19 protein-coding genes are annotated in these 20008 nt (G+C 40.5%); 2 read left to right on the plus strand and 17 right to left on the minus strand.

The window, feature by feature from the left end; all coding sequences use genetic code 11:
* Positions 1-2 precede the first annotated feature (2 nt).
* The 6 genes from TW85_RS08195 to TW85_RS08220 all read right to left on the minus strand — a co-directional run bounded on the left by TW85_RS08195 (position 3) and on the right by TW85_RS08220 (position 3254).
* Positions 3-185 carry a phage holin gene (locus tag TW85_RS08195; protein ID WP_009835684.1) on the minus strand — a complete coding sequence of 61 codons (183 nt, stop codon included), beginning with the start codon at positions 183-185 and terminating at the stop codon, positions 3-5.
* A 10-nt stretch (positions 186-195) separates the two neighbouring features.
* Positions 196-621, minus strand: a complete 426-nt coding sequence (locus TW85_RS08200) for a hypothetical protein (protein WP_046016624.1) — start codon at positions 619-621, stop codon at positions 196-198.
* Entirely contained in the window at positions 622-1026 is a 405-nt protein-coding gene (locus TW85_RS08205; protein ID WP_046016625.1) for an N-acetylmuramoyl-L-alanine amidase, read from the minus strand.
* Positions 1026-1475, minus strand: a complete 450-nt coding sequence (locus TW85_RS08210; protein ID WP_046016626.1) for a phage protein — start codon at positions 1473-1475, stop codon at positions 1026-1028. Before TW85_RS08210 ends, TW85_RS08205 begins: the two co-directional genes overlap by 1 nt.
* 1 nt (position 1476) lies before the next feature.
* On the minus strand, positions 1477-2586 hold the full coding sequence (locus TW85_RS08215) for a DUF2586 domain-containing protein (RefSeq protein ID WP_046016627.1): 1110 nt from the start codon (positions 2584-2586) through the stop codon (positions 1477-1479).
* A gap of 200 nt (positions 2587-2786) precedes the next feature.
* Positions 2787-3254: a phage tail protein gene (locus TW85_RS08220; protein WP_046016628.1), complete on the minus strand. Its 468-nt coding sequence runs from the start codon at positions 3252-3254 to the stop codon at positions 2787-2789.
* Positions 3255-3587: 333 nt separating this feature from the next.
* Between TW85_RS08220 and TW85_RS08225 the strand changes: the two genes are divergently transcribed.
* Entirely contained in the window at positions 3588-5375 is a 1788-nt protein-coding gene (locus TW85_RS08225; protein WP_046016629.1) for a hypothetical protein, read from the plus strand.
* A 61-nt stretch (positions 5376-5436) separates the two neighbouring features.
* On the opposite strand, the gene TW85_RS08230 is transcribed toward TW85_RS08225, so the two are convergent.
* The 5 genes from TW85_RS08230 to TW85_RS08250 form a co-directional block, all read right to left on the minus strand.
* Positions 5437-6072 (minus strand): DUF4262 domain-containing protein, encoded by a 636-nt coding sequence (locus TW85_RS08230; protein WP_238326187.1) that lies wholly within the window; start codon positions 6070-6072, stop codon positions 5437-5439.
* Positions 6073-6130: 58 nt separating this feature from the next.
* Complete coding sequence (locus TW85_RS08235; RefSeq protein ID WP_052702018.1) at positions 6131-6958, minus strand: alpha/beta hydrolase; 828 nt, start codon at positions 6956-6958, stop codon at positions 6131-6133.
* 62 nt (positions 6959-7020) lie between these two features.
* The gene (locus tag TW85_RS08240; RefSeq protein WP_046016630.1) at positions 7021-7281 is read right to left on the minus strand and encodes an ogr/Delta-like zinc finger family protein; all 261 of its coding nucleotides are present in this window, start codon (positions 7279-7281) and stop codon (positions 7021-7023) included.
* A 24-nt stretch (positions 7282-7305) separates the two neighbouring features.
* Positions 7306-9060, minus strand: coding sequence for a replication endonuclease (locus TW85_RS25410; protein WP_052702019.1), 1755 nt, complete (start codon positions 9058-9060; stop codon positions 7306-7308).
* Positions 9053-9598, minus strand: a complete 546-nt coding sequence (locus TW85_RS08250; RefSeq protein ID WP_046016631.1) for a hypothetical protein — start codon at positions 9596-9598, stop codon at positions 9053-9055. The genes TW85_RS25410 and TW85_RS08250 overlap by 8 nt, the downstream gene beginning before the upstream one ends.
* A gap of 209 nt (positions 9599-9807) precedes the next feature.
* Here TW85_RS08250 and TW85_RS08255 point away from each other — a divergent pair, with 209 nt between their 5' ends.
* Positions 9808-10533: a S24 family peptidase gene (locus TW85_RS08255; RefSeq protein ID WP_052702021.1), complete on the plus strand. Its 726-nt coding sequence runs from the start codon at positions 9808-9810 to the stop codon at positions 10531-10533.
* 431 nt (positions 10534-10964) lie between these two features.
* Here TW85_RS08255 and TW85_RS08260 read toward each other — a convergent pair whose 3' ends face one another.
* The 6 genes from TW85_RS08260 to tssK form a co-directional block, all read right to left on the minus strand.
* Positions 10965-11654: a response regulator gene (locus tag TW85_RS08260; protein ID WP_046016632.1), complete on the minus strand. Its 690-nt coding sequence runs from the start codon at positions 11652-11654 to the stop codon at positions 10965-10967.
* Positions 11651-13237 carry an ATP-binding protein gene (locus tag TW85_RS08265; protein ID WP_157196908.1) on the minus strand — a complete coding sequence of 529 codons (1587 nt, stop codon included), beginning with the start codon at positions 13235-13237 and terminating at the stop codon, positions 11651-11653. Before TW85_RS08265 ends, TW85_RS08260 begins: the two co-directional genes overlap by 4 nt.
* Before the next feature lie 111 nt (positions 13238-13348).
* Positions 13349-14068, minus strand: a complete 720-nt coding sequence (locus TW85_RS08270) for a protein kinase (protein WP_046016633.1) — start codon at positions 14066-14068, stop codon at positions 13349-13351.
* Positions 14068-17448 (minus strand): type VI secretion protein IcmF/TssM N-terminal domain-containing protein, encoded by a 3381-nt coding sequence (locus tag TW85_RS08275; RefSeq protein WP_046016634.1) that lies wholly within the window; start codon positions 17446-17448, stop codon positions 14068-14070. The genes TW85_RS08270 and TW85_RS08275 overlap by 1 nt, the downstream gene beginning before the upstream one ends.
* Before the next feature lie 32 nt (positions 17449-17480).
* Positions 17481-18674 (minus strand): type IVB secretion system protein IcmH/DotU, encoded by a 1194-nt coding sequence (icmH, locus tag TW85_RS08280; RefSeq protein WP_046016635.1) that lies wholly within the window; start codon positions 18672-18674, stop codon positions 17481-17483.
* A 7-nt stretch (positions 18675-18681) separates the two neighbouring features.
* Positions 18682-20007, minus strand: coding sequence for a type VI secretion system baseplate subunit TssK (tssK, locus tag TW85_RS08285; RefSeq protein WP_238326188.1), 1326 nt, complete (start codon positions 20005-20007; stop codon positions 18682-18684).
* Between the last annotated feature and the right edge of the window lies 1 nt (position 20008).

Genomic DNA, 20008 nt, shown 5'->3' on the forward strand with positions numbered 1-20008 from the left:
TGTTACTCTCCTTGTACTTGTTTCTGAGCCAGTTTTAAGTGCTCTCGTTTAAACCAAAAATTGGTTAAAAATGTTGCGATACCAATGATCAAGCCACCCATGGCAACCCATTCATTCATTGAAAAACCTGCAAGCGTCGTAGTTATCGACGCCCCATATGCGGTGGCTACTGTGGATTTCTCCATGTGTGCCTCCCTATTTCCTTAACAATCCCATGCCCTTAATACTGACAGCCGCCAGTACGACTATTTTTAATAACTCGCCTAACTCAACCCCTAAGGACTTCAAACTTTCTAAACCCAGATTGACTGCATCTAGATAGCGCATGTCCCCGCTATAACCACTGGCCATAGCAGCAAGAAAGAGCAGCACGAAAGGCGAAGTAATAATCAAAGTCACGTATTCATCTTTCCAAGAAGCAGACTCTTGCTGCTTGGCCAACGCTTCCCATTCGGCTTCCTTTAAGTCCAAATCAAAACGCTTTTCTTGGCCCACCAGCTTAAGTTTGGCTTGTGCAGATTCTGCCGCTGCTTTCCTTGTCTGCTTTGCCTGATAAGCCTTAGAAATGGGTGCCGCTAAGGCACCCAAAAGACTTTGCAGGCCAGTGATTAATCCCAACATTTAATCTATCCCTTTTTGTTCAACACCTGACCACCAGGTTTTGACATCAAAATTTGGACAGGTTTTATGAGAGTTCAGATCCCTATGTCCCACCACATTTGCCTTGGGATAATCCAACTTAAGCGACAGTAAAAGCCCCTCTAGCGCTCTCATCTGTGCGTTAGTAAATTCATCCCTTCCAATAAGACAGATACCTAAAGACTTAGCATTAAAAGGGTCAGCATGAGCACCTTGCCAATACCTTGGCCGGCCCCATTGCACCTCGCCTTTTAAGGTGATTACTGCGTGATAACCTATGCCGTCCCAGCCCTGTTCTAAATGCCATCTATGGATGTCTTGAGCGTGAGTTTCTCGGCCGTTAGGTGTATCTGAGCAGTGCACCACTAGGTAATCTATTTGCTCCATTAGCCTAGAGTCTCAATGAAACTTTTATCCAAATAAGGCACGCCATTGATTTCGATAAAACGGCTATCAGTCACATCATAAGCAATGGTATGCTCCAGCTTGTCACCACCTTCACCACTGGCATCTAGCACCTTACTCAGGCGCAACTTGCAACCATAAGCCGCCGTTTTAAACTCTTGATCTAGGGTTTTACCCAAACCAACAATGTCGAACACGCCAAGTTGCTGCCATGAGCCTGCCGTTCTAGCCGCTTCCACCAGCTTGTTATAACTTTGAGTATCCAATGTGATTTCACCGCTGGCAGAGACAGCACCACGCACAAAGCCATCAGGCACACCGCGAGTCGTGGTTGGCTTAATGCCGTCTTCCACATTTAAGGTGTATTGCTTAACGTTAATAATCTGAGTACCAATGGAAATATTGATATCTGATCCCGAAATATGTTGCATGCTAAACCTCGCTAGTTAGATTAAGGGCGATATAAGCTTGAATCGCTTTAGGGCAGTTGTAAGGACGAACTAAAAGTGCGATTTGCACCTTGGTTCGTGATGCCCAACTAATTGTGATATCCCCATCTAGAGGTGGTTTCACTTCACCTGGCTTATAAATGCCATTGGAGGTTAAGCTCTTACTCATATCTATGATCGGACGCATGAAGTAAGTTTCATGGGCGGAAATCGACAAAGGAGTGCTGTTTAGCTCACGGTTACCGACTTTTTTAATGCCCAGAATACGCACCTGACGCTTGGCCTTATTCACGACACGCAGGTTTTCAATCACAGCATAATCACTGGCCTCTGGCGCAAGTGTCATACCATCACTGCAATAAATGCCGTCATAATCAGGATAAACTTGCGGCACTGTCCCTCTGGCATCATTCAGCGCTTTGGCATGAGCCATATTGAAAACCGTACCATCCACATCAGAGGGAAGTGTTGATAAGCCAACAATGGCACCGGTTTGAGTACGCATGGGTGTATCAGCAATAGTCACAGCCTCATTACATAGACGGCCACAGACTGTCCCCATCCAACCCGCAAACACTTCTGGAATCAGCATAATGCCAGTTGACGCCACACCATCTTGCAAAGTATCAAAGGCACTAATGAAAGCATCCCATTTGTCTGAAGCCGCTGGTGCTGCTGTCGCTGCCACAAAGAAAAGAGAACGACCATAGTTGTTTTCAGTATCCGCAATCGCAGTCGCAATAAGATCTAACTCACTTTGAATCGTAATCGCATCAGCCACCACAACGGCTTCACATACAATGTTTTGCCCCATGGCAATATCAAATGCTGTTTGCCATTCACCTTCATTGGTTCTTGGCATCACAACGGCGGTCCAATTTGCTGAAGCATTTGCCTTAGCGGCCGCTAAGCTTGTTTTTAAGCCACTTGCCGATGCGCCCAAAAGCACATCTAAATCTGAGCTTTGATCTAGATACAGAATGCTATCTAGATTCGCGCTTGCCTTACCAATAAATAAGAACTGACGCTCTGGAGAGGAAAAGTCTCCCTGCCCTGAATCTACGTCACTTACGCTAACTTGTCCTAAAGCCATTTTAACTTCCTGTTTTGTTTAACTTTTTAGTCATAACGCTAGGGCTACTCCTGCCCTAGCGCTGACGCTTTAGAAATGTCAGGCCATCATCCTTGGGCCCTTTCATTTCTCCTTCTATCCACATTGCCTCTGTCTATTTATCCTTAAATAAGCAGATAACATGCTGGATATTGGTCTTCCTGACCTAACCTCTTATTCCTTTAATTTGCTAAGTTCACTAGATTCCCTGTTACCTCAGCACTCAAAGCCCAATCTATTTCTGCGCTACCCAAGACCCAAGTTTGATCGGCAAACTCAATCTCACCATCAAGACTTGAAGAGATATACACTGGCTCTTCAAACCCTAAACTCACTGCTAAATTAGCGGTTTGAGCATCTTGCAGATCGACTGAGATACTTGGGTAAGCGTCTTCCAACTCTTCCCTGTCATCATTGTCTGCCAGCCAGGTCATCAGATGAGCATTAAAGCTAGCAATCTTTTGCACCTGATAAGGGAAGCCAATTAGGTTAATGACTGCGCGGTAGCTCAGGTTATGCAGCAAGACTTGATTCCCTTCATCCACACCTTTTGGCTTTAGCACCATGCTTTGCACTTGTGCACTGATAGCGCCTGCCGATAAGTTTGATTTTGCAATCAAGTAACTTTTTAGTGCTTCAAGCTTTTCCATAAACTCGCTTCTCTTTTACTGCTTTATAGATTGGGCTTTTGCCCTCTTACTCCTAAGAGTGATCGACGAGAAGATCCTTGCTTCCCTGGGCCATCCTATTGGCCCCTTAAGACATCCTTGCCTTGTCGATAGGTGCAGAATAAGCCAGCCAGAGACTGGCTTCCAGCGACTAAAATCCACTAAATTGCGATTTTTCAGGTATCACAAAACACTGTCCTAAAAAGCGTTATTTATACGTTTTTTGATAGGTAATATGCCCTTGTCAGCGCATAAAGCATGGCTAAATAAGCAACCAAACAGCTAGCAACACATACATGAAAAAGGAAAAAAGACATGGGTCTTAATTTTAATAAGGATATTTTTAACGCCTTTGAACAAGGGGCTAATTTTAAAAGCAGTACCACGGCAATTAGTGCCAAAGTAAAAGAAAAAGCAGAACAAGTAGAAACAAAAATACAAAATGTATTAGGCCAGATTTCACAATCGTTACAGCCTAATCTGAATGCAAGTTATTCAGGAGACTTAGGTAAGGCGGAATTAAGTTTAGAAAATTATCAAATAGGTGTTGTCAAACTACAGCTTCACCTTGAGGCTAGAATCTCAAGCTTTCTAGAAGATATGCAAGTTGCAGCAGCGATTAAAGAAGTCGACTCTTATCTCACTGAACTGCCAACATCCTGCACTAACATTAATAGCCTTGCAGGCACCTTAGCAGGGGTTGCAGACTCAAACTTAAATGCCACTTATGATCTTATGATTAATTTCGAACAAGGCTTAGATTTTTTAGAGCAAAATATAGATAGCCTTGAAGCCGAACTAACTCATCTAGAAGATGGCCTTAATAACGAAGTTAATGAACTGAAAACTGACCTTAAAACACTGGAAACCGAGTTAAGCCGACTTGAAAAAGAGATTGAAGATGTTGAGAAGACACTCGATACCGTTAAGAATGATTTAACTCAGTTCGAGAAAACGGTAGCAGAAAGCTTAACTAGCTATCAGGAAAACCAGGTAAAAAGCTTAGAAGATTTCCAAACGCAAGTCGAAAAAAGTAAAGATGAATATTTGGAAAATCTAGATAGCCGTTTAGACAAGTATCAAGATGAAGTGAATGCATATGAAGCCAGCATTGCCGTTAGCACAGCCAAATATGAAGAAGAACTCGGTTTAAGTCTAGCAAGCTATAAAGCGAGTCTAGATGAGTATCAAGAAAACCTTATGGAAAACATAAGCAGTACAGAAACTCAGCTACTAGCCTATCAAACGAGCCTGACAACTAAGCTTAATGACTATGAAACTAAGCTTACTGAAATTAAAAACCTTATCTTGCTTCCCATTGCTGATGATCTCACACAGTTTGCCACTGGCTTTAGTAGCCAATTAAAAAGCTTAGAAAGCGTATTAGATGAACAAGTGGTTTATCTTACAAACACAGTCAGCACTGAAGTAAACAATTTAAGCCAAATGTATTTAGCCCACAAACAAATGGCAACGTCCTTTAGTTTGCAAAGCTTAATTAAGGACGAATGTGTTGGCTCGCTTATCAGTCAATTTGCCGATGACAAACTTAAGTTTGCCATAGAGCGCAATGTCGAAAACTTACTAGGAGATGATCTTGTTCAAGTTCTTGAAGAGGGCATAGATACAGAAGATGTCATCAATGACTATGAAGCAGAAAAAGACGCCATTCAAGAAGATATTAATCATGCCTTTGAAGACGTGGAATCAGACATAGATGACTTTATTTCTGAATACGATGAGCTAATCGACCAAGTTAAATATCAAGCAACAAATTTTTCAAATCAATCTGAAAACGCTATTCATGACTTAAGTAATCAGCTAGAGGGACAAGTAAATAGTTTATCAACAACAATTGATAGCTTATTAAAAAGCCTATCAAATGATTTAAGCAACAAGCTTGTACTTGTAACAAGTATTGAGAACGCTGCAATTAGCTTTGAGCAGGAAACGAAAGCGGCTGTGACAGGATTTGAAAGAGATATTAATACCGCAATAACAGAGCTTAATCAGGCATTAGAAGCGTTAGCTCAAGAAATTGGGTCAAATACTGACATATTAGAAACTAACTTAGAAAATGCGGTTAATACGCTGGATAATTAGGTAGAAAGATAATAAGAAGAAGCCATAGGATTAGTCTTAATACAGACTAATCCTAACTTAATTAGGGTTTGTTTGGCCCGAAACCTAATAGCGGCTGAGCTTGTTTAAAACTCGTATCAAATTCTGCCTCCCAAGGAAAATAACCCTCTCGGTCAGGCCACACCATTTGCAAGACAGGGTAAGGTTTTGGTAAGCCACCATAATACCAGTTTGCGTAGCCTAGATAATCTCGATAAAAGTCTAACTCAACAGGAATAAAAGCCACAGCAAGGCCTTCAGTAAAGTCATCATATTTTTTATAAGGCTCAAGCCTTTCTTTTGCACCGACAATTTTAACAACCGCAATATTTAATAACTGATTTGCGACTTCGGCAGGCAAGCCAACTAGAATTAACTCAGGGTGATTATGTTGTTGAAAATGACCAATGCTAAATGAGAAAGCAGCTTGATTATCCTCTTGCCCTATATGCAGGTTGTACCAACCCACTTTTTTAATTTGCTCTAATATCAGACTATCTTGCTGTGTTTCTGCAGGTGGAACAACAAAGCCTGTTGGCATGCTCTCCATGAATATGGCTGCTTTCAAGTCACTTTCCTTTGACACCTTTTCCTGAGGTACGTTTTCCTGAGACATAGCTTCTTTCCCTTGTATTTGTAGCGAAGTACAAAGCAGTAAAATAGATAAAACCAACTTCAAAATATCAACATCCTTTTTGCAATCCATCTTCAAAAAACACTGAGTGAATAACTTAGGATCAAACCAACAAAGTGAATATTTTCTCCATTAAGGTATTCTCTTTATGACTTAATAAGCGCGATACTGTGTAGTGATTTTTGCCCTCTAAAAATAAGCAGTCCAAACGACAATTCTCTTTTTTTAGCTTCTCACTATAAACCTGGGTTTGTCGAATGAACTCGTTCGTTTCATCATTTCCCACTGCCATAATGATGTGAGGAACAAAGTTAAATACACCTGTTTCCAAAATAGGGCTTAATTCAGCCACCTCCTGATCACTCAGGTTTAACACTTTATTTAAAAAGGACTGCTGCATTTGTTTAAGGTCATAAAGCCCACTTAGCATAACAGCCCCCTTGATACTCTGTTTTATTTCTTGAGGCCAATCATGAGCAAGGATTTTAGCGGTTAAAAAACCACCCACTGAATGACCACCAACAACAAGGTGTTCAGGGTTTCCTTGCCACTTATGTATATTCTTATGCACCCAAGCAAAGGCTTTTACGTTTTGATCAACTATTTCTTTAACCGTCACTTTTGGCGCTAAGTCATAATTAACCAATACCAAGGTACAATCAGCTTTCACAAAAGCTTGTGCCAAATAACTATATTGAGCTTTGTCTAACGCCCTAAAGTAACCGCCGTGAATAAAAATAAACACAGGAGCATTCGCCTTCGCCGCAGGAAAGATATCCAGTTTTTCACCAGGGCTTGGTCCATAGCTCACATCTAAGCTTGCACGATAGCTTAACCGGGTAAGTCTGCTTTGCACTTCATTAGCAAGCATATGCAACATGCCAGTTGGATGCCGCCTTCGTAAATTAAACGCTTTATCAAAGTTTGCCATTAAATCTAGTTCTCATGCTTATTCAATAAACTTAACCGATTCACATCAAATTAAATGAGAGTTTAACACCTCCCTTCTTCCAGCTTAAGCTGTTGCTCTTTCTTTAGAATCTCCTTGGCCATAGCCACAATATCTTGTTGCGGTGGGTTCAGGTAATGGGAGAATGAGGCCGAGACCACAAAGGTACAACCACAGGTTTCTATATTCAAACAGCGGCAATACAGCTCTTTCATAAAGACCTGGTCAATATCTTTAGCGATATTATTACTGTTAGAAATGACGGCCTTAGATTGGCAATTAGGACATTCAATACGAAATGCCATGGAACTCTCCTTAGTTTGTTTAAATTAATTTGCTTGAGTTTGATTCGTTATGTGAGCATGCTTGAGTAATCGGCTTGGCGTACAGTTATTGACACTAGTCCAAGTAAGTTCAGAGACTGTTTCTTCGATAGACCCCAACTGCTTACGCTGTACTCGCCATTCATAAAGACGCGTAATAACAACCTCTATGCCATTTGCCACACCTTTAATGCTTTTCACCATTTCGCCATATTGGTTCTCTTCTGGATCACTATAATGCGTAACCAGTGTTTGTTTACGCCCAGCAAAAACACCGCCCATAAGTTTGATAAAAGCTGCATAATCCGCTCTATTTGCAGCATGATAAATGGCCGCAAATGCACGAGGAGCAGCCTTAATCTGTAGTCGCCTTAATTCGCGCCATACAGTGACAGAAGCACCACCGATAAATTGAAATTGTTTGATTCGATTTAATCTTGCCCAAGCCACAATACGCTTAGCAGCATCTACCCCAGAACGGCCTGTTGCATGGTCTGTATCAAGGTGTTTACCATGGATATTTTTTGAAATGTGTTTTGTGATATAAGCGGTCGCGGTTCCCTTTTCAGGCACTATTTTAAGCACTTTAAATCGGTATTTTTCAGCACCCGCTTCTTGACCATCTTCCGCTAGCGCGTAACGTTTAAATGCAGCTAAAAAGAGATCGGATTGCGCTTTATCTAGGTACACAATTAGATGCCAGTGAGGTGTACCATCATGATGAGGCTCCACCGTTCTAACACCATAAAATGCAATGCCGTGACGATGACACCAGGCCCTAAAGCATTGCCACACATGATTTAGATAAGCATGAGCCTCTTGCACGGTTGGACTTTTTGCCAATCGATATTTATGGTTACGCCTACCTTGCGAGATAGGATGATATTTTGAAGGACAAGTCAGGGTAATAAACCAAGCATCATGATCCTGCTCTTGCGCGACCTCTTCCAAGCCTCGGCTTCGGACCATAAGCTCAGCAAAACGCTTGTCAGGGCTAGCCACACCTAACTCAGCAAGTTGCGCCAAACTATAAGCTTGGCCTTGATCATTTATGGCTTCCCAGCCTTCTAGAAAAGCCATTTGATTCGCCTGCTTTTGTTGTTCTTTTTTCAGAGACCAGTGGGATACATAAGGTGAAGCATATTTGTGAACCTGACCACACTCTCTTAATACCTGCTCAACCTTGATCCATTGCCTTCTCGCTTGTCTCACCCACCATTTAGCGGTAATCATGCGAGCAGCAAGACCTGCAACCTTGTCATTATCTTGCCAGTTGTGAAAATCAACGTCAGCTTGTCGCAAATGAAGCTCTATATAAGCTTTCACCGCTTCAGCATTGGATCGAGTACCTATTTTTACCAATTCGACTTCAAAGCCATGACTTTTTTGCCAAGCCCAAGCCGCTAACGTATCGCCACTTAAATCGGTAATTAAGGTGTCACAATATTGCAAACGCTGAACGACACTTTTCAACCAAGCATAGGCACTTGCTTCATCAAGGTAATGCGCCAAACGATTCGCTTCCTTAGCAACCACTGGCCTAAGCGTAGAAAGCTTAGCTAACAGCTGATAGCGACCTATCACCTTTCTTAGCCAAGTATTAGCAGCAATATAGCCGAAAGCCTGATCTTTCTCCGATAGCCTAGCACCAAGTAATTTTGCGTCATCTGGATGCAGCGAACTTAATAAAGAGCGACGCCACTTAAAGCATTCATTTGTCGCGTTTGATCTGGATGGAGTTAAAGGTATTTGCTTAGGCATACTCAACACCTGCTAATGTCTCAATTGCTAAACAACTAGATTGATAAGCACTGTGTCCATAAAAAAGCCCTGCAACCTGATCTAATAGATCCAGCTTTTGAGATAAGGAAATGGTGACCTGACTATTCATCCAAGACCAGGTTAAGCGTCTTCCCACAACATCTGCCATCGAACCTTTATCTATTAACAAAAATCGATTTAAGCGACATTCCACAGCGGCTTTCACCATTTCACACAGCATCTGCACTTCGTAGACACATAGAGGGACATCTCGCTGACGACCAATATCAAATTCATAGCCACCTCTTCTGATTGCATCAGTTTTAAAGCAAGGCTGAAGCCTAATTTTTTCTAAGGTGACTAAAGGGTCCCATACGGTTAAAAAATGAAATCCAACCAAATTACCACGATCAATCTCATGACAGGCATACATCTTCATCCAATGCCCTGCTATTTCCTTCAAAAGATTCCTTTCACTTGTCGTAAAAGAAAATAAGAGTGTTTTTGGATAGTTAACGTGAAGAGCGTGAGCTGTCATCTTCCTTCCTCCAGCAGCAGGCTTCTGCCATACCTTTATTGCATTTGATCAAACTATGTGAACTTAAGGTCACCTATCAATTCATATTAATGATTTAGTACATTTTTAAAACATTAAGTGAACTTTTAGTACATAATACATATGAACTGAAAGTTCCGCAACAATGAATCATAATTGAACTCTTGGTTCATAAATTTAAGGTAATCACTTTGTCTTTTTCAGATCGGCTTCTCATAGCACTGCAAAAAGCAGGCATACAGCGTCATGGCGCTGGGGCTTGGCTAGCAAAACAAACCGGTACTACCGTTAAGGCAGCAAATAAATGGCTTAATGGTGAATCTCAACCACGCCGCGAAAAAGTACAAACCATTTCTGTCGCCACAGGCGTTAGAACAGAATGGCTTGAATATGGCACGGGAGAAATGCAGGCAACTCAAACTCAAGAGGACAACAAGCGAGATAGCCATCTTAACTTAGGGCATATCGATGCTTGGGACAGTGATACCCCTTTAAACCCAAACGAGGTAGAAATACCTTTTTTCAGTGAAATTGAGTTGTCAGCAGGAAACGGATTTAACAACGTGCTAGATATTGCCACCCAAAAACTTAGATTTAATGTCTCAACCCTTAATAAAGCAGGTGTTTCAAGTGAGACAGTGGCTTGCTGTAAAGTGAATGGCGATAGCATGGAGCCAATACTACCTAACGGTTCAACTGTTGGCCTAGATACCAGCCAAACCAAGATTCAAGACGGAAAAATGTACGCTATCGAGCATGGCGGCATGCTAAGGGTAAAATACCTATATCGATTACCTTTTAATGGTTTAAGAATTCGCTCAGCTAACCCAGACCATCATGATGAAGAGCTTAGTGGAGAGAGTGCCTTAGACGTCAGAGTCATCGGTCGCGTTTTTTGGTATTCAGTACTGCTCTAATTTATAAAACCCTGTATTTGATAGCCGCTTCTCGCAGCTATCAAATTCTCTACTAAAGATACTTTCAGTACTTTGTTAAACCATCAATCAGTTCATACTGCTTCAGTTTGAAGCAATTAATCATCGCCTAAAGGCTTTTATCCTCACCTTCAAAGCTTTCTTTAAACTCAATGGCCTTTTCCAAATCTGACATTAGTTTTTTTGGCCTCTTCTAGGGTTAAACCAAGGGTAACATTCCATGCTCTACAGACCGTGACCCTGATACTTTTAAGCCAACCTTTCGTCCATCATCTGCTTTTACCGCATGAACCGAAATTTAAACCAGCTCTTTCATCATGGCATAAGTATTACAGGCTAACAAAAGATAAAAAGGGCCATAATACTTAAATTATGGCCCTAAAAAAGAAGAGAGGTGACTTTGCTCTAAAGGCTTACTCGACCTTGTAACCAACGCCGTAGATAGAGTGGATAATTTCTTCACTAGGATCAGCGGCAGCAAGTTTTTTACGTAAGTTTTTCACATGACTATCAATGGTTCTGTCACTGACAATACGATCATCCTTGTAGCATTTTTGCATCAGGCTTTCGCGAGAGAAAACACGTTTAGGGCGGGAAACCATAATTTGCAACAAACGATACTCAACAGGTGTGAGTTCCACATATTGACCATTGGCGTGGCATTTAAAACACTCAAGGTCCAATGTGATTGAACGATATACCAACTCGGTTGATTTCTCTTCTTCGTCGTCAATGCGGTTCACACGACGTAAGATAGCATTAACCCTAGCAACAACCTCTCTTGGTAAGAAAGGCTTACAGACATAATCATCAGCCCCAACTTTGAGACCTACTAGACGGTCCATTTCATCAATACGTGCCGTCAACATCATAATAGGTACGTTAGAATGCTCTCTAAGTTCCTTACAAATATTGATACCACTTTTACCTGGTAACATAACATCTAGGATCACAAGATCTGGCTTGCTTTCCATAATACGCTCTACCGCTTCATCTCCACGGTACAGAACCTTCACGTCATAATTATCTTTAACAAGATAATCGACAAGGATCTGTGCGATTTTAACTTCATCTTCAACTATATAAATTAGCCCGGCACTCATCTTCTATATCCATTTATAATAGGGAAAGTAATTGTTATTTTTAATCCTCCTAGCTTAGAAGGGGATGCTAATATTTTTCCACGATGCGCCTCAACAATATTACGGCTTATCGCTAATCCTAAACCTGAACCATCACGACGTCGAGTCCTTGATTCATCCTGCCTGTGCAGTGGATTAAATAAACGCTCACAGTCATCTGGCTTAACACCTGGAGCACTGTCTTCAAAAATGATGGTGACCAGATTGTCCTCTGAAATCATTCTAATTTCTATTACACCAGGACTATCAGTATAAGCCAGTGAGTTAGACAGCATATTCTTAAATAATTGAGCCAAACGTGCTGAGTCACCACTAAAGACTTGAGGCATGGAAGACACATCAAATTTAATGTCGTTAGCTAGCGCTCTATTTTTATAACTGGCACACGTTGTGGTTAATACTGTTTCTAAATCAATCTTTTTAAATTCATAGTTAAGACCACCAATATCAGAAACAGACAGCTCATATAAATCGTCTGTTAATTTGCGCATAAAGTTAATCTCCTGCTCTAAGGAGCAAATCTGCGCATAATCAAATTCTCGAATACCGTCTTTGAGTGACTGAATTTCACCAGTTAAAATCGTTAACGGCGTTCGTAATTCATGGGATATATCCGCCAGCCAGCGCCTTCTTGAATCTCGGTTTTCTTCTAGAGTCTTGGCCAGATAATTAATGTCTTCCATTAACAAGCCCACTTCATCACGCCCTGATAGCAGTTTTTTCGGTGAATAATCTCCACGTGTCAGAGACTTAATTGCTTTTAAGACATAGCGATGACGATTTAAAAATAAGGTGGCAAGCATCCAAGATAACAAAGCGGCAGATATCAAAGCCACGGTTCCAATCACAATGCTTCGCATTAACTGCTGCTTGGAGAACTCTGTCTCAAGGGGGCTTTGAAAAAAGCGTGGCGGTATACTGTGCAACTCTCCTATTTGCTTACCCATTGCGATGATAGGGATAGCAATACTTAAGTTCTCCGCATCATCCATCCAATCACCCGCTACAAAGCTATGATTTTCATCATAAAGCGCAGTAAAGGGCGCGGCTTTATCTCTATTAATGCCAATGCGACCAGCAGGAGGAGTACCTATGTCGGCATTTAAGGGTCTGACGTCTAAGTTACCATTAGCCCGAGTGCCCCCATATTCCGTATCAGAAGAGGTTAGAGGTATCAGTTTCTCAGAGTGAGACGCTGTATTGTGATGCTTACTATCAAACTGTCTTTTATGAATACCTGGAGGAAGAGGTTTTTCTGAACCGCTACCGTTACGCTTAGGCAATAAATAAAGGTGGCTCTCTAAACTTTCTTTAGGGATTTTTTTCCAATCTCCACCTGCTTCAAAGTAAAGCTCCGTAAGATTGTTTGATACAACTTCGAGACGAGTTTGTTCCAATGCATTCGCATAGTCTAAGAAACCTCTCTCGAAGCTCCATCTTGCCAGACCTAAAGTCGCTATTAAAATAACGGCTGTGAGACCTAACAAGGTAAGCATGAGTTTTTGAAATACTGTTAAAGCCATCCATGCATTATATGTTTTCAAAAATTTAGCCTCCACCTATTCAGATACTTATTAATTAAAATTCACCACATCTCCACAATATTAAAACTAAGTGTGAAACTGCTTTTATTATTAGTAAAACAAATCAAAAAGTTAAATAATTGTATTTAACTGAGAAATCAGAAAAGCCTCAATTTTTTCTGGAAATTGATAAGTACGAATGACATTAAATTGATGCTGAGTAAAAGCCGCCAAATTATCACTCGACAAGATTAAAACAGACTCATTTAGAATAAGGTCTAACAACAAAAGGTAGGCATACCAATCAGAAAGGGGTCGAAATTCTGTTAGGGCATACGGCTCAGCAAGTGTGTAGGCCGGCGTATATGATTGATATTTTTTCGAAGTATAACTTTGATTTAACCAACCACAACTTGCAAAATCGATTAGATAAGCCTGCTCATTTTGAATAATAATATTATTAGGCTTGATATCATTATGAATAATACCTTCTTCATGCAACTTATTAATATTATTAAATAAAGATAGCAGGGTAGCGTTTGAAACCTTGTTGTTTTTAGTCTCTCTGATTTGATCAGATAAACTCCTTCCCTCAAGGTAATCCATAATGATAATTTGATAATCATCATTCGCTTCGGATGCATAACACCTTATTGGCTGACACTGTGAGCTACGTCTTAACCAAAGTGTTTCTTGTGAAATCAAATAACGCTCAGAAGCTTCAACAGCCACCTTAATTTTATGCCAAACATCTCGCTCTTTATGATGAACAAGTACAAGGTTTTTATCTAAATTCTGTACTTGCTCATCATAAACTGACTGACGAATAAGCCAGTCATTAAGGTCAAACATTATAAAGACGCAGGCACTCTGGTACCTGCGAAGAAGTTTGCAGTGAAAGGGTTCACACCATTTTCAACTCGCAAAATAAACCTCACTTGATTGTCTTTATCTGCATATAAGAGTGAAACGTCTTTCGTGCCTGTAATTAAAGAACCATCAAGAGAGTCAGCTAACCTAAACCAATTCCAGAAACCTTCAAAACGCTGGCGATTTACAACACCATCAACATTTTTAATTTGTAGGTCGAGATTAAAAGATTGGTTTTCCAACATAGGCCAAGTTAAGTTTTGCCATAAGGTAGGTCCATTTCGATAAGAGAATAATAAACCATCATCACGAATCGTAAACTCAGTTAGGGTTGGTGTCATAGACTGAGCTTTCACTAAGAAAGGAATTTGAATCGCCTTATCATTAAAGAATACATCTCTTATATTTGAAACATCATCAACAGAGGTCGCATAGGCAGAGTTCAAAATCAAATGTCGATTCGATAAGAAACTTCGCATCATCATGCGGCCATCATTACCTTTGGTGAAATATTTGCCGTACACATTAACGAAGGCGGCGACTTTCCCTTCTGGACCATAAAATGTCTGGAAATCTTGTAAGCTCACATCATCTGATGCTGTCTTTGTATAAGGATACTTTTTACTTAACCTTGCCTGATAAAAGTCACTCACCTGAGACCAATCACTATTGATAAGCGCTCTTATATCAACCAGAGCTAACTGGTTAAACGTAGTAGCCACGCCTTTTAATAGATTAGGTAAAATTGGATCTGTATAGCTGTGACTCAAGGTAGCCATTTGTGCAATAGGGCTAATCGTATCTAGCTTGAAGACTTGATCTAAGAAAAAGCGTTCGCGTGATTGGCTTTCATCAGATTGCTGCACCCAACTTAGAGTGTTCGCCATTTGTCCCAAGGCAATATCCAAACGGCTTTGTCCAGCATCATCCAGTTCAATTAACTTATGATAACTAACAAAAGGTAATTCGATGGCATTGGCTATCTTGGTAACCATTTCAGTTGGCTTGTTATCAGCTTCTGCTTCTCCTTCCTTAGGTGCCGCTTTAAAGTTAAACAAAGCACTAATATTAGTATGACTACCAATCAGGTTATAAAGCCTGACAAGCGGTGAGAAAATAGGATCTGAACCTATCGCCAGTTGCTGCTTTGTATCCGCCCAACCAGTACTTTCTACCCACTCAATATTAGAAACAAAGTTTTGCCAAAAATTGATGTAGTCATCGATATAACGTTGACGTAATTGTCGGTTGATTCGGTTAAGCTCTGCTTCGCTCACTCTCCCCATCACACCTTCGTAACCTTTAATCGCATCATCAGCTAATTCAAAGCCTGTACTTGCCATCAACTCTTGGAAGCCATCTCGGGTAAAGATGAAAGGAACAACGTATTGATTAAAGCCAGGTTTGAAATCAAAGATTTTCTTATAGGACTGACCCAGCTTTTCTCTTAGATCAATTCGCTGAGCTAAGCTCTCTTCTTGTAAAATATGCTGATATAAAAGCTCACTCACATCTTCTGTAGAGAGTGAGGTTTTAACTAGATCAACCAACTCTTGATTATCCTGTTGCGGAATAGCCGTGGTTGCCAAAAGGTCGTGAGATAACTCCCTAAACCTTTCAAGAATCACACTATCACCTTCACCCTCTTCTTTTAGCGCGCTGACATAATACTCAACCAGAACTTCGCTATTCTCTCTGACTGGGTTATACAAAATTTGCTGTAAGTTAAAGAGTTCTAAGGTTTTTACCTTGTCACCTAGCTTGTTATAAACAAATAGATCCTTAAGAAGGTAATCTCTCATTCGTACAAGAAGAACTTCCTCTAGCTCTCTAAAGTAAGCTTTATCTACTTCAACTTGAATACTTGAATCAGGTAACCATGAGAACATAAACCAAGGCTTTTCAACGCGATATAACAAATAGATATCACGAATTTCAGACAAGCTAAAAATAGGTGATGATAAATCATCAGAAATTGACTGATTAGACTCTAAGTTTTCTTCGTAGCGATCCAGTTGCACGATTGCTTGTTGATCGATTGCTTGCTGGTAATCAAAACTCGACTTTAAAATCCATAAGAAACCAGCAAAGATGAGTAGAAGTCCGCCTGTCACCGCAACTCTCGTCACACGATAAGTAAACTCTCGACGGGTCTGAACCCCAACAATTGGCGCTTCTTTTACAAGAATAGAGCGCATTAAGCGCTTACCAAACAAGCTAAGGTTTTTCTTAACTAGCTCTTGTTTAGCAAGCTGCTCATAACCCAAATCCGATGCTTGCATCATGGTCAAAGGGTCAATAGGCCTTGCTTCACCACCCGCATTAACAAAGAAATAGCCGCGAAAATAGAGAGCTTCACCTTCAAACTGATGATCGATAAAGAGACTATTAAAGTAGTTTTCTATGGTCGATTTCAACATAGAAAACTGGAAAGTACCGGCGACAATCGCATCACGATAATCTGTATTAAGTTGGCTTCTTAGGGCATTACTCAAACTATCGGAAATACTTTTTTGCAAGCTATCGTATGACTCATCAAACCAAGTTTTATTAAACTCTAATTGAGCAATATCAGGAACTAAGGCGCCAAAAGCCTGATCTCTTTGTCTTTCATCTAAGGTAGAGAAAATCTCACAAAAATCTCTTAGTTCAGACATATGAGTAAAAATAGAATAGATAGGTAGATTCAAACCAAATGCATGATTGAAGTGGCGAATTAAGTTTCTATCTTGTTTGCCTTTATTTGAAATTGCACCGCTGTCATTGGCTAGCAGCTCACGGATACTCACCCCAAGAATAATGCCGTTTACAGCTTGTCTTGGGCGCTTTTTCAGCAAATGTTTGGTCAGTAACTCGGTCGCTTGTTTTAGTTTCTCAGCAGGGCTTTTCTGATGGATACATACAAGCACACTATTTTCATTCAACCAAAAACTAATAGGTGCGTTTTCGTTATTATATTTTTCTTCTAACTCTATAGGCTCATAGCCCATTTGTTGAATCAGTTCCCTATCATCATCATAGTTTTCATTAAAATATAAATACCATGGTGTGTGATAAGGGTTTGTCGATGTTTTTGCCTGTATACGCCACAGCGCATCAAAGCTTTTCTTAAAATAAGCACGGTAAAAACTGGCTTGAAGTTTTGACTCTTCTTTTTTAGGGTCTTTAACTTTAAATAAACTTTTAACAACTAAGAAGCTAGACACAATAGAAGTGAAAAGAATCGTGGCAACAGCCAAAGCACCCTGCCACCAAGGTGTCATAGCCAAAAGGCCAAATCCCCACGCAAATGAAGCCTGTAACGTACCGAATAAAAATAATAGCCCGATAAAAGACCAAATAGCTTTTTTATTCTTCATCATTTAAACAACCTACCTTATAGCGTTTTAGCGACTTATTTTAGGGTGACTATAAAGGCATCAGGAATGCCGTTCTTACGTATTTTGTCCAGCGCACCATACGCCGTATTTTTATCGCTAAAATTAATAACTACACGAAACTTACTACGCCATTTAACTATTTCAGCAGTGCCTTTATAAAAGGCTAACTCTTGAATAAAGGATTGAGCAGACTTCTCGCTCGATAAAGTAGCTAGCTGTAATCGCCAAGTATTCTGACTTTTCGTTTTCACCGCTGTCGGTGTTACTGGATTAACACTCTTTTTAGCATTGGCTGGATTAAGCATTTCTTCATCGGTGCTGACATAAGTGTACTCAATGTCTTTTCCATCAACTTCATTAAAGTATGCTTGGGTAAACTCACTTAATTGAATAAAACTTCTCGCTTTTTGCGGCAAAGTGGTTTGATACCAATAGGAAATACCCGCAAAAACCAAGGCAATTGAAGCTGCACATAGCAGCCCTTGACGCCAGAATTTAGCGGGCCTTTGCGGCTTTTTAGCTTTATGGAAAAATGAAGCATTAGTATCACTCTCACCATTAAAAAGCTTCAACTCTGGTTTATCTCTATTTTCAAAGATATTTTTTTCTAAACGCTTAAGTAGTTCTTCTAATTTATCACTACCATGCACTCGGTATTGACCACGAAAGCCAATTTTTAAGAAAACATAAATCAGTTCTAGTAGATCAATTAACATAGCAGGTTGAGATAATGCTCTCTCTGCTACCGTATAAAATTGCTCTCCTCCATTACGCATGCCAAACAGCTCACTCACCAGAGTTTGGTTTTCCCAACTGGACTCTTCGCCCCAAGCGCTATGGAGAATCTGCTCATCAATCACAATACAAAATAAGAAGCAGGTTTTATCCGCCACAGATGGCGGATAATCTAAAGCAGCGATTTTATGTTTTAAGTCTGAAATAATTCGCTTGATGCCTTTCTTAAATAGAAAGAGATCATCCGGTTTCTGCATACGTGCAACAGTAACAGTTAGGGCTAATAACTCGGCACTGGCACTCATAATGGCATTATCAAAATGCAGATAGTTTTGCAGATCAACCGCATCTTTCGCCTGATTTTTTAAGGCGCTCGCACTTTCTAAAAAAACGGCGTCTTTAAAATGAGATGCAGTTGCAGCAGAGGATGCTGGAGCGACAGCAATTGTCGCTTCATCAAGATAATTATTCATAAATAACTCAACCTAAGACATAGAGTTGCAGGTGCAAATCAGGGATACGGCTATCAACGTGAATAGCTAAGGCTTCACGCTTTTCCTTTATCTCTTGCCAGTAAATATGGCGTGTGTCGATTTCGACATAACAAATGTCTGCCCTAGGTTTTAGCTCGTTTGGGGCAACTGGTAATACATTTAAACTAATGCCAGAAAGGCCATTACGCACAAGTTCTGCGACTTGCCCCAAACCACACAAGGTACATGCTGTTGGAAAGATCTGTGCTAATGCCGATGTTCCTATGCTTGACTCTACAGCCAAAACAAAACGACGGTTTTCCATTAAGTGAATATCTTTAACCGAGGTTCTTAATAAACGACGGCGTTCAAATAACTTGGTATCCCAAGCAAACTCAACAACATTATCACTTTGTACCATAGACAGCTGGTCACGTAGGCGGGTAAATAGTTTACCTAACACATGCTGTAAATCATCTCTTACTAGTAAGTCTGGCGCTTCGGCAACACTTGGTTTAAAGCTGGCTAGCTCTGAAGAGAAGCGCACTAAACCATCGTAAAACTCATCTAAACTAAGCTCTGTATTATTTGCAGTTAAGTGCAGCCAAGGCAACCAGCGATTCAAAGTTTGCAGCCATAGATACTCTCGCATCAGACTTTGCTCGCTTTTACGGTTTTGACCAGCACCAATACGCTGTACAACAGAATTAGCACGGGTTTGAGTCAGTACTAATAACTCTTTTACTCTTTCTCTTAATAAGCTCGAAGCACCGTATTGTAAGCAAGCAGGAATAAAACTTTGATCTAAAACTAGCTGCCCACTCTCGCGACTTTCCAGAATTTTAGCGATCGGGATGATTGTCATCCCTGTCATCTCATCGCCTTCTAATAACAGCCTAACATTAGGTTCTGCCACCGTCGTTTCAACTGAGTTTTGGCCTGAGTCACTGGCATCAAATAAGTTTACAGTTTCTTTTAGATATCGTTTATTTTCTTCTCTTAGACCGTATTCATTTTCGCCTTCGATCTTCATTGGTAAAGCGAGGTAAACAGTCTTTTCTAGTGCGCCTTGCTTAACATCTAGCAGAAGCTCACGTGTACTTTCAAAATAGGTACCATCAGGAAATAGACCGCGACACTGAGTAACAGCAATTTTGCCAATTTGTAATCTATGCTGATCAATCTCAAGCGTCGATAAACCATAACGCTGACCACCTTGAGTCAAAGCGATATACTGCTCTAAATAGTGGTGGTTATAACGCTCTTGTTGTTGGAAATGTTGAGGGGCAATAAACATACCCTCACTCCAAACTACCTTGCGATGACGTCTCAAA

The organism is Marinomonas sp. S3726 (assembly GCF_000967665.1).
GTDB lineage: Bacteria > Pseudomonadota > Gammaproteobacteria > Pseudomonadales > Marinomonadaceae > Marinomonas.

Excerpts from the sequence above, each read along its gene's own strand:
- TW85_RS08220 (WP_046016628.1), bottom strand. The coding sequence starts at position 3,254 with ATGGAAAAGCTTGAAGCACTAAAAAGTTACTTGATTGCAAAATCAAAC.
- TW85_RS08275 (WP_046016634.1), bottom strand. The coding sequence starts at position 17,448 with ATGATGAAGAATAAAAAAGCTATTTGGTCTTTTATCGGGCTATTATTT.
- TW85_RS08250 (WP_046016631.1), bottom strand. The coding sequence starts at position 9,598 with ATGACAGCTCACGCTCTTCACGTTAACTATCCAAAAACACTCTTATTT.
- TW85_RS08215 (WP_046016627.1), bottom strand. The coding sequence starts at position 2,586 with ATGGCTTTAGGACAAGTTAGCGTAAGTGACGTAGATTCAGGGCAGGGA.
- TW85_RS08240 (WP_046016630.1), bottom strand. The coding sequence starts at position 7,281 with ATGGCATTTCGTATTGAATGTCCTAATTGCCAATCTAAGGCCGTCATT.
- TW85_RS08210 (WP_046016626.1), bottom strand. The coding sequence starts at position 1,475 with ATGCAACATATTTCGGGATCAGATATCAATATTTCCATTGGTACTCAG.
- TW85_RS08235 (WP_052702018.1), bottom strand. The coding sequence starts at position 6,958 with ATGGCAAACTTTGATAAAGCGTTTAATTTACGAAGGCGGCATCCAACT.
- TW85_RS08260 (WP_046016632.1), bottom strand. The coding sequence starts at position 11,654 with ATGAGTGCCGGGCTAATTTATATAGTTGAAGATGAAGTTAAAATCGCA.
- TW85_RS08205 (WP_046016625.1), bottom strand. The coding sequence starts at position 1,026 with ATGGAGCAAATAGATTACCTAGTGGTGCACTGCTCAGATACACCTAAC.
- TW85_RS08195 (WP_009835684.1), bottom strand. The coding sequence starts at position 185 with ATGGAGAAATCCACAGTAGCCACCGCATATGGGGCGTCGATAACTACG.
- TW85_RS08270 (WP_046016633.1), bottom strand. The coding sequence starts at position 14,068 with ATGTTTGACCTTAATGACTGGCTTATTCGTCAGTCAGTTTATGATGAG.
- TW85_RS08225 (WP_046016629.1), top strand. The coding sequence starts at position 3,588 with ATGGGTCTTAATTTTAATAAGGATATTTTTAACGCCTTTGAACAAGGG.
- TW85_RS08200 (WP_046016624.1), bottom strand. The coding sequence starts at position 621 with ATGTTGGGATTAATCACTGGCCTGCAAAGTCTTTTGGGTGCCTTAGCG.
- icmH (WP_046016635.1), bottom strand. The coding sequence starts at position 18,674 with ATGAATAATTATCTTGATGAAGCGACAATTGCTGTCGCTCCAGCATCC.
- TW85_RS25410 (WP_052702019.1), bottom strand. The coding sequence starts at position 9,060 with ATGCCTAAGCAAATACCTTTAACTCCATCCAGATCAAACGCGACAAAT.